The sequence below is a fragment of the Sphingomonas sp. BK481 genome, from assembly GCF_014194875.1.
Lineage (GTDB): Bacteria > Pseudomonadota > Alphaproteobacteria > Sphingomonadales > Sphingomonadaceae > Sphingomonas > Sphingomonas aerolata.
The window spans coordinates 413,041-428,115 of the sequence record NZ_JACIAP010000001.1 but is presented as its reverse complement, the minus strand read 5'-3'; the positions used below and the strand labels follow the sequence as shown (position 1 = coordinate 428,115).

Annotated in this window: 16 protein-coding genes; 2 read left to right on the top strand and 14 right to left on the bottom strand. The window is 67.2% G+C overall.

The window, feature by feature from the left end:
• Positions 1-26: 26 nt before the first annotated feature.
• The 13 genes from recO to FHY04_RS01900 all read right to left on the bottom strand — a co-directional run bounded on the left by recO (position 27) and on the right by FHY04_RS01900 (position 12,138).
• Entirely contained in the window at positions 27-758 is a 732-nt protein-coding gene (recO, locus tag FHY04_RS01960) for a DNA repair protein RecO (protein WP_107932224.1), read from the bottom strand.
• A 79-nt stretch (positions 759-837) separates the two neighbouring features.
• Positions 838-1,740 carry a GNAT family N-acetyltransferase gene (locus tag FHY04_RS01955; RefSeq protein WP_183935211.1) on the bottom strand — a complete coding sequence of 301 codons (903 nt, stop codon included), beginning with the start codon at positions 1,738-1,740 and terminating at the stop codon, positions 838-840.
• The gene (locus tag FHY04_RS01950; RefSeq protein ID WP_183935210.1) at positions 1,740-2,693 is read right to left on the bottom strand and encodes a polysaccharide deacetylase; all 954 of its coding nucleotides are present in this window, start codon (positions 2,691-2,693) and stop codon (positions 1,740-1,742) included. The genes FHY04_RS01955 and FHY04_RS01950 overlap by 1 nt, the downstream gene beginning before the upstream one ends.
• Positions 2,694-2,809: 116 nt before the next feature.
• Entirely contained in the window at positions 2,810-4,735 is a 1,926-nt protein-coding gene (gene uvrC, locus FHY04_RS01945) for an excinuclease ABC subunit UvrC (protein WP_183935209.1), read from the bottom strand.
• A 310-nt stretch (positions 4,736-5,045) separates the two neighbouring features.
• A complete protein-coding gene (locus tag FHY04_RS01940; RefSeq protein ID WP_056405346.1) occupies positions 5,046-5,366 on the bottom strand; it encodes a multidrug efflux SMR transporter in 321 nt (106 codons plus the stop codon).
• A 183-nt stretch (positions 5,367-5,549) separates the two neighbouring features.
• Positions 5,550-6,182: a hypothetical protein gene (locus FHY04_RS01935; RefSeq protein WP_183935208.1), complete on the bottom strand. Its 633-nt coding sequence runs from the start codon at positions 6,180-6,182 to the stop codon at positions 5,550-5,552.
• Entirely contained in the window at positions 6,175-6,669 is a 495-nt protein-coding gene (locus tag FHY04_RS01930; RefSeq protein ID WP_031394301.1) for an ATPase, read from the bottom strand. Before FHY04_RS01930 ends, FHY04_RS01935 begins: the two co-directional genes overlap by 8 nt.
• Positions 6,670-6,724: 55 nt before the next feature.
• Positions 6,725-6,952, bottom strand: coding sequence for a F0F1 ATP synthase subunit C (locus FHY04_RS01925; protein ID WP_031394300.1), 228 nt, complete (start codon positions 6,950-6,952; stop codon positions 6,725-6,727).
• A 43-nt stretch (positions 6,953-6,995) separates the two neighbouring features.
• On the bottom strand, positions 6,996-7,754 hold the full coding sequence (locus FHY04_RS01920) for a F0F1 ATP synthase subunit A (RefSeq protein ID WP_031394299.1): 759 nt from the start codon (positions 7,752-7,754) through the stop codon (positions 6,996-6,998).
• A 70-nt stretch (positions 7,755-7,824) separates the two neighbouring features.
• Positions 7,825-8,145: an AtpZ/AtpI family protein gene (locus FHY04_RS01915; RefSeq protein ID WP_031394298.1), complete on the bottom strand. Its 321-nt coding sequence runs from the start codon at positions 8,143-8,145 to the stop codon at positions 7,825-7,827.
• Between the two features lie 264 nt (positions 8,146-8,409).
• Entirely contained in the window at positions 8,410-8,790 is a 381-nt protein-coding gene (locus tag FHY04_RS01910; protein ID WP_031439562.1) for a YdbL family protein, read from the bottom strand.
• Between the two features lies 1 nt (position 8,791).
• Positions 8,792-8,968 (bottom strand): YnbE family lipoprotein, encoded by a 177-nt coding sequence (locus FHY04_RS01905; protein WP_081874129.1) that lies wholly within the window; start codon positions 8,966-8,968, stop codon positions 8,792-8,794.
• A gap of 47 nt (positions 8,969-9,015) precedes the next feature.
• On the bottom strand, positions 9,016-12,138 hold the full coding sequence (locus tag FHY04_RS01900; RefSeq protein ID WP_311723282.1) for a YdbH domain-containing protein: 3,123 nt from the start codon (positions 12,136-12,138) through the stop codon (positions 9,016-9,018).
• A gap of 173 nt (positions 12,139-12,311) precedes the next feature.
• On the opposite strand from FHY04_RS01900, the gene radC reads away from it, so the two are divergent.
• Entirely contained in the window at positions 12,312-13,004 is a 693-nt protein-coding gene (gene radC, locus FHY04_RS01895) for a RadC family protein (RefSeq protein WP_031394655.1), read from the top strand.
• 74 nt (positions 13,005-13,078) lie between these two features.
• Here radC and FHY04_RS01890 read toward each other — a convergent pair whose 3' ends face one another.
• On the bottom strand, positions 13,079-13,516 hold the full coding sequence (locus FHY04_RS01890; protein ID WP_183935206.1) for an EF-hand domain-containing protein: 438 nt from the start codon (positions 13,514-13,516) through the stop codon (positions 13,079-13,081).
• Between the two features lie 233 nt (positions 13,517-13,749).
• Here FHY04_RS01890 and purB point away from each other — a divergent pair, with 233 nt between their 5' ends.
• Positions 13,750-15,048, top strand: coding sequence for an adenylosuccinate lyase (gene purB / locus FHY04_RS01885; protein WP_031441496.1), 1,299 nt, complete (start codon positions 13,750-13,752; stop codon positions 15,046-15,048).
• The last annotated feature ends 27 nt before the right edge of the window (positions 15,049-15,075 follow it).

Below are 15,075 nucleotides of genomic sequence, written 5' to 3'. Positions count from 1 at the left end.
CGCCGCCCTTGCCGGGCAAGCCGCGCTCACGCAACCGCCCTTTTGAGCCGATCGACGAGGCGAGCCCGCGCTGCGAGCGGTTCGGCACGGCGTTCGACCAGAACATCGCGAGTCAGGAAATGCTCGGTCAGCCGCAGTCCGTCGAAGATGTCCGGCCACCCCGCCTCGCCCCCGGCAGTAAGAAAAGCGGGCAGCGGCAACAGCTTGGCTTCATAGCCCTGCGCCGCACCGCGCGACACCGCCGCCCCGCTCCGCGGGCTGACGAATGCGAGGTCGTCGACCGCGCCGCTCGCGACGCACTGGTCAAGATCGAGACCAAAACCGAGCTCTGCAAGCAGCAGTAGTTCGTACCGTACCAGCGCCGCCGCCCAGCCGCGCGCCGACGGCGCCGCCTCGATCGCGCCGAGGACGCCGTCGAGCGCATCATGAATATGCGGATAGGGCTGCGCCTCCGGCAGCGCGACCGCGGCGAGCGCCGTCGCCCATTCGAGCGCGCCTGCCGCGAGTGGCTCGCCGTGCAGCGTCGCGCGGCTGTGGATCAGCTCGGCGGTCAGCGCGGCGAGCTGGTCGCCGGTCCGCGCGCGCCATTCGCCCTGGATCACGTTCGCCGCCAGCAAAACCGGCCGCATCGCGCGCGACCGCCCGCCGCGCACATAGCCCGGCTGCACGCCGTCCTCACGCGTCAACGCCCGCACGATCGCGCCATGCTCGCCATGCTGGCGAACGGCGACGACGATGGCGGACGCGCGAAGGTGCATCGCCCGTTCTTACGCGTGCGTCGTGACGAACGGGAGCCTCGAAAACTCCGCTTGTTCCAGATCCGCCGGTCAGGCGCGCCTAGCGCCGGATCCCGCGCATCACGCGCGCGAGTCGCGGATGCGACAGCGTACGCTTTGCCCAGCCCGCAGCATCATCGAACGCCCCCAGCGCGGCCACCGTCGCGCGGTTTGCCAGCGTCGGCCGCAACAGCAGCAGATCGACGCACGCCGTCCCCGCAGTGGCGAACTGGCGCTTGTGCTGTCCCTCCCCCTCGGTGAAGTCGAACCAGACGAAGCGGTCGTCGAACAGCTGCCGCATCGCCTCGACCTGCAACACCGCACCTGGCGACAGCGCGTTATCGGCGGGGTCATGCCCGACATGGTCATAGCGCAGCGTCCCGCCCTGCGCGGTACAGCAGAGATAGGCGATCGGCCGGCCCTCGACGAACAGCAGCCAGGCCCGCACCCGGTCCGCCGCGGCGAGCGCCTCGAAACCCTGCAGCGGCGCCTCGCCATCGGGCAGCCCCGATCCCAGCAGCCGCTCCTGATAGGTCGTCGCCGACACCGTCCGCGCCAGCGGGTGAAACACCGCGATCTCAGCAGGGGTCCGATAGGCGCGGATGTCGGGCGTGCCGCCCGACAACGCTGCCAGCCGCTTCGTCTTGCGCTTCAGCCCCGACCGCGCGCTGCCCGACAGCGTCGCAAGCCATGCCGCCTCGCCGATCCGCAGGTCGGCGTGATACCGGACATAACGCTGGCGGACGACGGTCAGCAGGCCATGCGTGTTCAGCGCGTCCACCCGGTCCGCGGGCAACGAGGTGATTAGATAACCATCGGCCTGAGTCGGCAGCGCGGGCAGGATCGGCACGTCGCCCGCCAGCACTTCGTCGAGCGACAGCGCGACGCGAACCAGCCGGCGCGGGATCGTCGCCAGCGTGCGCGCGCCGAGCTGGAACTTCAGGCGGACACCGACCGCAGTCATCAGGCGCGTTCTTCGACCCAATTCGACCAGAGCTGCTCGGCCTGGCGCAGGCCCCGCCGGATCGGATCGCGTGCCAGCGGCCGGTCGTACCGGCCAAGGACCAGTGGCGGGCGATCGCGGAAATGCCGGGTCGGCAAGTCGGTGCGCAGCTCCGCCAGCGTCGCGCACAGCGCCTCGAACCGGCGGACATGGACCGCATTCGCGCGCGTGCCCTGCCGATTCGCGAGCTCGAAACCGTGGCTGACGATCGTCGCGGCGACATGCCCCCGGGCCGCGGCGTGTTCGAGCGCATCGCGGCTCTCGTTCGCGGACAGGGCGCAGAGCTGCAACGTGCGCAACTGACCTGGCCGATCCTCGATGACGGTAACGGGGATCTCGATCAGGCCCTGCGCGGCAACCGGCGCGATCTGACGCGGCGACAGCGAGATCCTGCTCGCATCGCATGCCGCCGCACCGTTATGGCTGCTGTCATAGGCGAAACCCAGCGCGGCGAGCGCGGCCAGCGTATCGTCGTTCGCGGCATAGCTGCCCGCGCGAAACGCGATCGGATCGGGCGCACCCGCGTCGATCAGCAGTTCGGTGGCTTGCAGGATCAGCGCGTATTGTTCGGCCAGCGGATAGTCGGACAGGTCGAACTTCGCGTGATTCGCGCCGCGGTCCCGGGCAATTGCGGCGGTCCAGGCGGGATGGAGATGCAGCTGAACCTCCTGCCCCGCGTCGAGGATCGTAGCGACCATCCGCCGTACCGGCTCGATCCCGAAGGTCAGCGCGGGCATCGGGTCGACGAAGAAACACGCCTTCAGCCCGTACCGCCCCAGCTTGGCGAGCTGATAGCTGACACCGACGCCCGCAGGCTCGACCGACCGGTGGTAGATCGCATCGCTGCCAAGACCCGCGCGGTGGTGCCGCCAGGCGAATTCGGTGTCGATCGTCAGGAAAACTGCCGTGGTCACGTCACTGGCCTAGTGTCCCGTGGTGAAGATAAGGTTTCCGCCTACGAGACAGGCGTGACCCGACCTCCGCAATCTATCGGCCTCACCTCAAGATTGATCAACATTATTAAACTGAATTACCTTGAATGGTAAAAGTCGTACACCTGCTGTGCGACCGCTGCGGACACGCCCGGCGCCTGCTGCAGATCCTGCAGGCTGGCGTTGCGGACGGCGCGACCGGTGCCGAAATGCATCAGCAGCGCCTTCTTGCGCGCCGGGCCGATGCCCGGAACCTCGTCGAGCGGACTCGCGCCGATCGCCTTGCTGCGCTTGTCGCGGTGGACGCCGATCGCGAAGCGGTGGACCTCGTCGCGCAGCCGCTGAAGGTAGAACAGCACCGGCGCGTTGACGGGCAGCTGGAATTCGCGCCCGTCGAGCATGTGGAATACCTCGCGCCCGTCACGACCATGCTGCGGCCCTTTGGCGATCCCGACCAGGCACACGTCCTCGACGCCGAGCTCCTCGAGCGCGGCCTTCACCGTATTGAGCTGCCCCTTGCCGCCGTCGATCAGCACCAGATCCGGCCATTCGCCCGAATTGCGATCGGGATCCTCGGCCTGCGCGCGCGCGAACCGCCGGGTGAAGACCTCACGCATCATCCCGAAATCGTCGCCCGGGATGGTCTCCTTGTTCTTGATGTTGAACTTGCGATACTGGCCCTTGCGGAAGCCCTCTGGGCCGGCGACCACCATCGCGCCGGTCGCGGCAGTGCCCTGGATATGGCTGTTGTCGTAGATCTCGATCCGCTGCGGCGGCTCGGCCAGGTCGAACAGGTCGGCGACCTCGCGCAGCAGCTTGGCCTGCGTCGTCGATTCGGCCTGACGCCGCTCGATCGCCTCGATCGCGTTGCGCTTGGCCTGATCCATCAGGCGACGGCGATCGCCGCGCTGCGGCACCTGCACCGCAACCTTGTAACCCGCGCGCTCGCCCAGCGCCTCGACCAGCAGCGCGCCTTCGGGAAGCTCGCGGTCGAGCAGGATCTGCCGTGCGGGCGGCACGTCCTCGTAGAACTGGCCGAGGAAACTGGTCAGCACCTCGTCCTCGGGCACGTCGTTGGTGTGCTGCGGGAAGAAGCTGCGATGCCCCCAGTTCTGGCCGCCGCGGATGAAGAAGGCCTGGATGCCGATCAGCCCGTCCTTGCACGCCATCGCGAAGATGTCGGCGTCGCCCACGCCTTCCGCGTTGATCGCCTGCGTGCCCTGGATGAACGTCAGCGCCTTCAACCGGTCGCGCAGCAGCGCGGCGAGTTCGAAGTCCATGTTTTCGGCCGCAGCCTGCATCTGTGCCCCGAGCTTGGCCTGCACGCCGGTCGACTTGCCCGCGAGGAAGCTCTTCGCATCCTCGACCAGCTCCTTGTACGCACCCTCGTCGATCCGGCCGACGCACGGCGCGGAGCAGCGCTTGATCTGGTAGAGCAGGCACGGCCGGTCGCGCGTCTTGAAGAAGCTGTCGGTGCAGCTGCGCAACAGGAACAGCTTCTGGAGCGCGTTGAGCGTGTTGTTGACCGATCCGGCGCTTGCGAACGGGCCGTAATAATTGCCCTTCGCACGCCGGGCGCCGCGGTGCTTCTGGACGCGCGGGAAGTCGTGATCGTCGCGCAGCAGGATGAAGGGGAAGCTCTTATCGTCGCGCAACAGCACGTTGTAGGCGGGGCGATAGCGCTTGATGAGCTGCGATTCGAGCAGCAGCGCCTCGGCCTCGTTGTTGGTCGTGACGATCGTCATCGACCGGGTCTGCGACACCATCCGCTGCAGCCGCTTGGTCAGGCGTTCGACCTGAACATAGTTGGCGACACGGTTCCTGAGCGCGCGCGCTTTGCCGACATAGAGCACGTCGCCGCGCGCATCCTGCATCCGGTAGACGCCGGGGCGGATCGGCAGCGTGTCGAGCACGTTGCGGATCGCCGCGACGCCCGCCGCAAGATCGGGCGCCTCGCCACCGCCGCGGACGGCGAAGGTGGATTTGTCTTCGTTGAAACGGTCGGGGGAATTGGGGGAGGACATCGCTGGGGAATCTAGGGAGTCGGAGGGGGTTATGCCAGCCGAGGACATTGATGTTCACGCGAAGGCGCGACGGCGCGAAGAGAAGGATGGTTCACGCGGAGACGCGGAGGCGCGGAGAGAAGATTGGGGCAGAGCGGCGCCCGTTCTCAAATCGCCGAAGGCTTAAACTCACTCGGCACTGGCCAAGACGCCAGCCCGGCATGCAGCACCTCCGCGTCTCCGCGCCTCCGCGTGAACCATCCTTCTCTTCGCGCCATAGCGCCTTCGCGTGAACGAATCTTCTGAACGCTCTGCGGGCAGAGGCAGAAGCTCAGGCCTGTGCGAACACCTTGGTGCCGACGATACCGACTACGGTCAGTGCCATGAAACAGGCCTGGACCCCGCTGACCTTGTCGCCGAAAAGAATCACGCCACCGATGATCACGCCGATCGCCCCAGCGCCGGTCCAGATCGCATACGCCGTACCCGCCGGCAGCCCACGCATCGCGAGCGCGAGCAGGCCCATGTTGACGAAGCTCAGCACGATCGGAACCGAAGACGCCTGCCACGTGGCAACGGTCGCCGCCCATTTGAGGCTGAGCGCCCAGGTGATTTCGGTGATCACGGCGACGCCGAGGATGAGCCAGGACATAAGGGTATCTCCAACGGGCTCAGATTGGAGACGCAGCCGCCGGAAACCCGGGAAGAGACGGCCGCCTGTGACAAACGAAAAAGGTGCCGAGCGAACGACCGTTCCCCCGTCGAAGCGGGGGTCCAGAGTTGCGGGCGCGGTGTCGTGAGAACCTGTCCCCCACTTTCGCGGGGGAACAGACGATTAGTTCAGGCGGCTAAGCCCCGAGATCGACCGATCGACCATCGCGCGGTCGGCGGCGGCATCGTGATGCTCGGCGATCAGGATACCGGCTGCCTTGGCAGCGGCGTCGGCGGCCCGCGCACGGACCTCGGCAATGGCGGCGCGCTCGGCGGCGGCGATCTTGTCCTCGGCCATCTTGGCGCGACGCGTCATCAGGTCCTCGGCACCCGCCTTGGCCTTGGCGATGATCGCCGCAGCTTCGGTGTGCGCATGCGCCTTCATCGCTTCGGCTTCGAGATGCGCGGTCTTGGCCTTGGCCTCATACTCCGCGCGGATCGCCTCGGCCTCGGCGCGCAGCGCCTTGGCCTCGTCGAGCTGCGTGCGGATCCCGGCGATCTTGGCGTCGAGCGACCGCCCGATCATGCCGGGGACCTTCTTCCACACCATCAGCGCCAGCACGATGATCATTGCGATCGCGACCCAGCCGGTCGAGTTGACGCCGAGCGCGGTCGGGTCGACGACATGCTCGACGGTCCCAGGCGCGACGGTGTGACCCTGCAACCCCTGATTGTCGATCGAGCCTTCGGGCGCCATGCCCTCGGCCGAGATCACCTTGGCCGGTGCGTCCGGGTTGGCGGCGGGGGTATTAGCCATGAGCCATCGTCCTGCGTACCGCATCGCTCGCCGAGTCCAGGCTCACCTGAAGTCCGGCAACCTTGTCGGCCAGTTGCTGTGCCGCTTCGGCTGCGACATTCTGAAGATTGGCGAGGGCCTGCGCCTTCGCATTCGCCACGGCGAGATCGTGATGACCCAGACGCTCGGCGATTTCGGCATCGGCCGCATGGACCTGCTGCTCGAAAGCCGTTGCCGCCCGCTTGGCCGCGGCCGCGGTCTCGGCCTGTGCCGCGACGCGCGCCGCATCCATTTCGGCCTGCCAGGTCGCCTGGACCGTATCGGCCTGCGCCCGTGCAGCGACTGCCGCTGCCAGATCGCCCGCGATTCGGCCTTCACGCGCGTCCACGGTCGACACGATCTTAGGCACCATCCCCTTGCCGATCCCGAAATACAGGATCCCGAAGGTGAGGAGCAGCCAGAAGATCTGTGAAGCGTAGGTGGCGGCTATCTGGGCAATCTGGGGCATGGCAGTCCTTCGTGATACGGCCGGACGGGATATCGCCCGGCCAGATCAGCGCATGTTAGGCGACGAACACCAGGATGATCATCGTGACGAATGCGAGCAGACCGAGAAGCTCGGCAGCTGCGAAGCCGATGAACAGACGGCCCTGCTGGCTGTCTGCAGCGCCCGGGTTGCGCAGCGCGCCGGCGAGGAACTGGGCGAAGACGTTACCCACGCCGAGTGCGGCGAGGCCCATGCCGATCGCTGCGAGGCCGGCACCGATCATCTTTGCTGCGTTGACGTCCATGTTAAAACTCCCTTGGAAAATCAGTAGTGGTTCGAAAGAAAACTTAGTGAAGGTTCACGGCGTCGTTCAGATAGACCGACGTCAGCAGCGCGAACACATAGGCCTGGATCGCGGCGACCAGCAGCTCGAGCAGCGTGATGCCGATCATCAGCAGCATGCTCGGCGCGGTCACCAGACCGATATAGACGCCGCCCAAATTGATGCCGTTGATCACGAACGCCGCGAGCACCTTGAGCAGGATATGCCCCGCGGTCATCGCCACGAACAGTCGCAGGCCCAGCGAGAATGGGCGCACCAGGAACGACATCAGCTCGACGACGAAGATCAGCGGGATCATCAGCGCAGGCGTGCCGCTCGGCACGAACAGCGAGAAGAAGTGGAAGCCGTGCTTGCCGAAGCCGACGATCAGGACGATCGCAAAGCTGATCAGCGCCAGCACGCCGGTGACGGTCATGTGGCTGGTCACGGTGAACGGGTGAACGCCCGGCACGATACCGAACGGCATCAGGCCGATGATGTTCGCGAACAGGATGAACATGAACAGCGAGAAGACGTAGGGAATGAAGCGCTTGCCGCCGGGACCGACATTCTGCTCGAGCATGCCCGAGATGAAGCCCGTAAAGCCCTCGACCGCGGCCTGCCAGCGACCGGGGACGAGCTCGCGCTTCATCCCGCCGATCATGAAGGCCCAAAGTGCGACCAGCGTCACCACCATCCACATCGCGGAATTGGTGAAGGACAGGTCGTAACCACCTACGATCCAGTGCGAGCCGAACGCCGGCTCGATCAGGAACTGGTGCATCGGATCGATCTTGCCGCCCTGTTCTGCCGCCACGTGGAATCCCTGCCGTCTTGAAACGACAAACGCCCGGCTACTCCGGGCGTTCGCCTGAAATTCGAATGATTTGCCTGAACGCGACCGCGATTCCGAGGAACAGCAACACGATCAGACCCCAAGGTCCAGTGCCGACCCAATGGTCTATCAACCATCCGATCAGCGCACTGCCGACGAGACTCCCGATCAGGGCGGAGATGACCCGATTGCCCTGCGAGTATCCCCGCTCGGCATCCGGCCCTCCCTGCCCCTTTTTCAGCGTCTCCCGAGCCTTGACCTCCCTCAATCGCTCATCGAGCGCGGAAAGTCGCGGATCTTCAACACCGTAGGGGTCCTGTCCGGGTTCGATCTCCGCCACGACATGCTCTCCACCTGATACGACACCGGGGAGATATACGCAGCGACGAGCGATCCCGCCAAGGCGCGGTCCGTTTAGAAAAGGGGGGGGGCCAAGTCAACCGGTGTGACAGTATCGTCATCAATGTGGTGACTGCCGGGCGCGTTACGCCGTCTATCATCCGTCATCCTGACGAAAGCCAGGATCCAGAGCCGCAGGCGGACCATGTGTGGTTCTGGATCCTGGGCCGAGCCCAGGATGACGGAGGGCATCAGGACAGCATGCTCAGACGCAGCGCGAATCACGCTCCGGTGCGGCGGCGGTGCGCGTCTTCCAGACACCACCCGGCGTCTTGTACTTCTCGCCCGGATTGGTCCCCGCGATCAGGTTGCAACCGCTGGTGAACGCCAGCTGCTCGACCGTCGCGCCGCTCGCCTGCGCTTTTGCGGTATAGGCCGACTTGCGCTGGATGTTGATGCTGTTGACCAGCGCGCGCAAATCGCCGCTCGCCGCGCCGACCAGCCCGAGATAGCCGTCGGGCTGCTCGCCGACCTCGCCGCCCGCGCGCGCTGCGGCATAGGCGGGGTCACGCTGCGCCGACGCGGCGACCGACAGGCCGCCAAGCACAGCCACCGCCGCGATCATCGTCAAAGCCTTGATCTTCATCTCAGAATATCCCCGGATTCTGCTGGATCAGCGATTTCGCCTCGCCATCGAGACGATAGACCACTTCCTGCGTCACATTGATGTTGAGGTTGATCTCGATCGGCTTGTCCGGCGCCGACACGTTGATGCAGCCCGGCAGGGCGGCGGCGGTCGTGACCAGAAAGACGATCGTCCTCATCCTGTGCAAGATCGGTCTTTGCTCCAGCTTGTTCAATCCTGTTTCGGTCATGGCACGATCCTGCTTTCGGCGGGCTGAATGGATGGGACTGCGGGAACGGCAGGCCCGGGGGATGGCGGCGCGGACTGCTGCTGGATCAGCGCGGGCAGGTTGCGTTCGATCAGCCGCTTCGGATCATAGAAGCTCTGCGCCGAATCGAGCAGCCCGCGAAACGGCGCCTTGATCCGGATGTTGAACACGAAGGGCAGCTTCTGCAGCCGGCGGACGATGAAGTTCGATTTCGCCCCCTCGCCCTGGCTGATGCCGGCGAAGCGCACGTCGGTCACCATCTCGCCCGCCAGCGGCCCGTTCATGCCGACGCGGAGCGACTGATAGCGCAACGACTTGAGCGCCTGGAATGCGATGTTCGCCCAGATGCCGAGATCCTTCTGGCTGAGATCGCCGACATAGGCGAGCGTCCCGCCGCCCGGCCGGACGCGCAGGTCGCCGCCCTCGATCCGGCCGCCCGTCTCGTCGAAGATCATCGGCAGCACGCCGTCGAAGATCCCTGTCGCGTCGAGATTCTTGAAATCGAACTGCTGAAGGAACTGGTCGGCGGCCATGTTGGCGATGTGGAACGTCATCCGCCGCTCGCTCTGCGCGGAGAAGTCGAGCAGCGTCGGGTCGAGCGTCAGCGATCCGCCCGCAAACGGCCACGCCCCGCCCTCGACCTGGACGCGCGCACCCGGCAGGGTCTGATAGCGGATCGTCCCATCTCTGACCGGAATGCCGGGGTTGAGCGTCCGGATCGTCGCGACCTGCCCCGGTGCGCTTTGCAGATTGAGCAGATCGGTGAAGCGGATCTCGGTCGCGATCCCGGTCACCGGGCCGAACGCGGCGGCAAGGTCGGTGCCCGCGGTCCGGAACACCCCGGTGCTCGTCACGCCGTCGGGCGTCCACGCGATGTGCCCGTCGCCGCTGACCGATCCATTGACGTCGGCGATCACGCCGAACGTCAGCGGCGTCAGCGCTTCGGGTTGCAGCGCGTCCTTGGCGAACACGATCCCCGGCACCAGCAGGTCGGCGCGGCCGATGCCCGTGCCGAGGGCATGGACCAGCGTGACGTCGGCGACCTTGGTGCTGCTGACCGGTTCGAACAGCGTCCCCGCCGCGGTGATCGTGCCGCCGACCAGCGACAGCGTCACGCCCCGCGCCGCGACCGGCTTGAACCGCGCGGTGGCGGCGGCGTCGCTGACGGCCATCGTGCCGTCGAGCGCCAGCGCACCGCCGATCAGTGTCCAGTCGCCCGCCGCCTCGTTCAGCAGCAGCGGCACATTGCCGATCTGCCCTGCCCCGCCGGTAAATGCGCCGGCGATTCCCTGCGTCGTCATCCGCCCGGTGATCGTCGCGAAGTCGAGCCGCGTGACCCGCTCAGGCGCGCCGATCCGGGTCTGCACGCCGTTGATCGCAAAGCCCCGGTCGGCCAGCCGCAGCGTCGCTCCGCTCGCGTTCAGCGTCAGCGGAGTCCGCCCCAGCCGGCCCGACAGCACCGCCGCCGCGATCCGCGCACCACCGCGCAGGCGTCCGCGCTCAAGCTGCACCAGCGCGCCGTCGATCGGGCACAGCGACAGCCGCGCAGGGTCGAGCACCAGCCCCGACACCGCCAGCCGCTGGACCGCGAGCGGCGTGCAGCCAGTGTTGACGACGAGCCGCGTCTTCCCGTCCCAGCGGGCATCGATCGGCATCGACAGGCCTTCGACCCGGTCCTTGCCGCCGCTGCCGATCGGACCGTCGAGTGTCACCCGCGTCGTGATCGCGGTCGCCCCGCCGGGCGTCGCGCTGAACCGCACCGGGGTCACCGCCAGCCGCGCGCCGTTCACGACATAAGGCGCGACCGTCGCGACGCCGCGGACGGGCGCACCCGGCCGGGCCTGGGCGAGCGCGATGCGCGCCTCGGGCAAGCCGCCACCCCGCGTCGCAAGAGTCGTATCGAGCGTGACGCCTCCGCCAGACGCACCGCGTCCAGGCCATGCGAACCGGAGCCCCCCCCCGCCGTCGAGCGAGATCCTCGCGCCGCTCGCCGATGCGAGCGCGAGGCGTGACAGCACGGCCTCGCCGCGCCCGCCGCGCTGCCGGACCGCGATTACCGCATCCGCCGCGAAGCCCTTTGCGGCCCGCGTCACGGCCTGCACCGCTGCGTCCATGAGGGGCGCGACCGGCGACCCGGCTTCCGATCCCTGCAACGCGTCCACCGAGGCAAGCCGGCGTGGGGCGATCGCGGCACCCGCCGCGCGAACGCGGCCCTCGAACGCGATCGTTTGGCCGAGCCGGTAGGATCCTGCGATCGCCACGCGGCGTGCACGGCCTTCGGCCGTCCGCACGGTATCCGCTGCGATATCCGCCTTGCCCGAGGTTCCCGCAGCAGTGCCCGCGAAGTCGACGTCGCCCTTGGCCGAGGCGAACGTCACTCCGGGCAGGACGGCCGGTCCGGTCGCCAGCGCGGCCCGCCCTTGCCAGCGATCGAGCGCCGCACCGAGAGTCAGGTCGAGCGTCGCGACGACGCTGTCCGCGCGCGAATCGCCGCACGCCAGCCGCCCCAGCCGCACCGGGCCCTTCAGGATCGGTTTCGCCGCATCGATCCGCACGCGGACAGTCGCGGCAAGGCGGTCGCCCGTACAGCCGCCGACGCTCAGCCGGTCGCTGACCGCAGCAAGCGAGCCCCTGAAACCGTTATCGAGCTTCCCCGTCCCGGAAAGTTTCAACCCGACCAGCCCGTAAGGCGTCTCCAGCCGCATCCGCGCATCGTCGACGGTCGCGTCGAGCGCGGGCAGCGCGAACGGCTTGCCCGAGGGTGCGGGCAGAAGGCGGTCGATCGCCCCCAGCGACAACCGTCCGTCGACCAGCCGCCCACGCAGCCGCACCCGCCCTGCGCGCACCGCCTCCAGATAGGGACCCGACAGCCCGACCCCGGTCCGCGTCTCGACCCAGTCCGCGACCAGATCGGGATCGGCCGGATCACCAAGCACGACATTGGTCAGCCTTTGCCCGCCAAGCGCCAGATCGGCGATCTCGTAGCGCGCAGGCACCTCGGCCCGCGCGAGTTCGCGATCGATGAAGCCCGTAGCGATCTGCTTGCGCAGTACCCAGACCCCGATGAGCAGGGCGAGCAGGAGGAGCGCTACGACCAGCACGATTCGCTGAATCCGCGCAAGTCCGCCGCGACGGCGGGCCGGCGCGTGACGGCGAGGGTCGGGCCCTGTCTCGCTCGTCTCGGTCAACCGCTTACTCCGTCACGCTTTCCCGGCCTGCATAGGCGGTAGCGGGGGCGTCATGCAATTGCGGCTGGATGTGCTAGCATCCGGCCATGGCGGGGGCAGACGATATAGTCGACGAGCGCAAGGGGCACCGGGCGCGGCTGCGCAAGCGGCTGTTCGAGGGCGGTGGAGAGGCGCTGCTCGATCACGAGCTGATCGAATATCTCCTCGCCGTCGCGATTCCCCGTGCCGACACCAAGGCGCTCGCCAAGGCGCTGATGCGCGAATTCGGGGGCATTGGTGGGGTGCTGACCGCCGATCCGGCGGCGCTCGCGCGTGTCGATGGCATGGGCGAGATTTCGACCGCCGCGGTCAAGATCGCGCACGCCGCCGCGCTTCGCCTGTTGCAGGCGCGCGTCGGCGAGCGGCCGGTGCTCGCCAACTGGCAGGCGCTGCTCGACTATCTACGTGCGGACATGGCCCACCACGCCATCGAGCGGTTCCGCGTCCTGCATCTCAACACGCGTAACATGCTGATCCGCGACGAGGTGATGAGCGAGGGCTCGATCGACCAGGCCGCGGTCTATGTCCGCGAGGTGATCCGCCGCGCGATCGATCTCGGCTCGGCCTCGATCATCCTTGTCCACAATCATCCCAGCGGCGACCCCTCCCCCAGTCGCGCGGACATCGAGATTACCCGCACGATCGCGGAGGCGGGCAAGCGGCTGGGAGTCGCCGTACACGACCACATCGTCATCGGCACCGCCGGGCATGTGAGCCTCCGCGCGCAGGGACTGATCTGACAGACGCATGACACGAAAAGGCCGCCGGGGTCAGCCAGCGGCCTTGAGGTCGCGAGGATCCGCCCGCGCGTGGTTCAGCCGGCCTGGGTCAGGAACCTGGTCAGCTCGGTCTTGGTCAGCATCTTGTTCTTGTCGGCATCCGCCTGCGCGAACGCACCATCGACCCATTTGCGCGTCTCGAGCGCGGCCGCGACCGTGGTCGGGTCCGACTGCGTCTTCAGCGCGACCATCCAGGTACCGAATTCGGACGTGCTCAGCAGATTGTCGCCATTCTTGTCATATCCCGGAAATTCCGCATCGACGACCTGTGCCACCTGCGCCCCCGTCACGGGCTGCTGCGCAGTCGCTCCCGCAGGATTGCCCTGCATCGTCGAAGATGACGGCAACTGCGGCGAAGGTTCCGTCTGTGCCATGGGCTGCGCCTGTGAGTTGGGCGTGCCGCCGGGCATGGTCTGCGCGGATGTCGGCGTCGCAAGCGCGATCGCACCGATAAGTAGAGTGAATTTCAGCATGTCTTCTCTCCTGCTGCGACCTTCATGGCAACTTCCCAGTCGCGAAGGTCGTTCGTTCGGATAGTAGGCGCAACCAATGCATGACTGCTGTTGATGGTTCCGCCGGCATCGCCCGATCCCCCGGGGTTGGGTTTGAACCTTGCCGTCCGGCCTGCTACCGCGCGACCGATCGCCGCCGTGGGTCCCGCCGGGGCGCGCGTCGCGCTTCCTCTCCCCAGCCACAGGAAATCCCGATGGTCCCCCGCTATTCCCGCCCCGACATGGTCGCGATCTGGACGCCCGAAGCGCGCTTCAAGATCTGGTTCGAAATCGAGGCGCACGCCACCGACGCGCTCGCCGAACTCGGCGTCGTGCCGAAAGAGGCCGCAGCCGCGATCTGGGAAAAGGGCGCGTTCGAAGTCGACCGGATTGACGAGATCGAGCGCGAGACCAAGCATGACGTCATCGCCTTCCTGACCAACGTCGCCGAGCATGTCGGCCCCGAGGCGCGCTTCATGCACCAGGGCATGACCTCGTCCGACGTGCTCGACACCTGCCTCGCGGTCCAGCTGGCCAAGGCGAGCGACATCCTGATCGCCGACCTCGACGCGCTGCTGGTCGTGCTCGAACGCCGCGCGCGCGAGCACAAGATGACGCCGACGATCGGCCGCAGCCACGGCATCCATGCCGAGCCCGTCACCTTCGGCCTCAAGATGGCGCAGGCGCATGCCGAGTTCGCGCGCAACCGCGCTCGGCTGGTGGCGGCGCGCGCCGACGTCGCGACCTGCGCGATCTCGGGCGCGGTGGGCACGTTTGCCAACATCGACCCGTTCGTCGAGGACTATGTCGCGGGCAAGCTCGGCCTGTCGGTCGAGCCCGTCTCGACCCAGGTCATCCCGCGCGATCGCCATGCGATGTTCTTCGCGACATTGGGCGTGATCGCCAGCTCGATCGAACGGCTCGCGACCGAGATCCGCCATCTCCAGCGCACCGAAGTGCTCGAGGCGGAAGAATATTTCTCGCCCGGCCAGAAGGGCTCGTCGGCGATGCCGCACAAGCGCAACCCGGTGCTGACCGAGAACCTGACCGGCCTCGCGCGCATGGTCCGCGGCTATGTCACCCCCGCGCTCGAGAATGTCGCGCTATGGCATGAGCGCGACATCTCGCACTCGTCGGTCGAGCGCTATATCGGCCCCGACGCGACGATCACGCTCGACTTCGCGCTCGCGCGGCTCACCGGGGTGATGGACAAGCTCGTCGTCTATCCGGCACGGATGGAGAAGAATCTCAACAAGATGGGCGGGCTCGTCCATTCGCAGCGCGTCCTCCTCGCGCTGACGCAGGCGGGGGTGAGCCGCGAGGACGCCTATCGCCTCGTCCAGCGCAACGCGATGAAGGTGTGGGATTCGGACGGCGCACTCTCGCTGCTCGACCTGCTCAAGGCCGATCCGGAAGTGACGCTGAGCGATGCCGAGCTCGAGGACAAGTTCGACCTCGGCTATCACCTGAAGCACGTCGACACGATCTTCGCCCGGGTGTTCGGCGCGGCTTAACGGCACGGCATTAGCCCCCACCCGTCA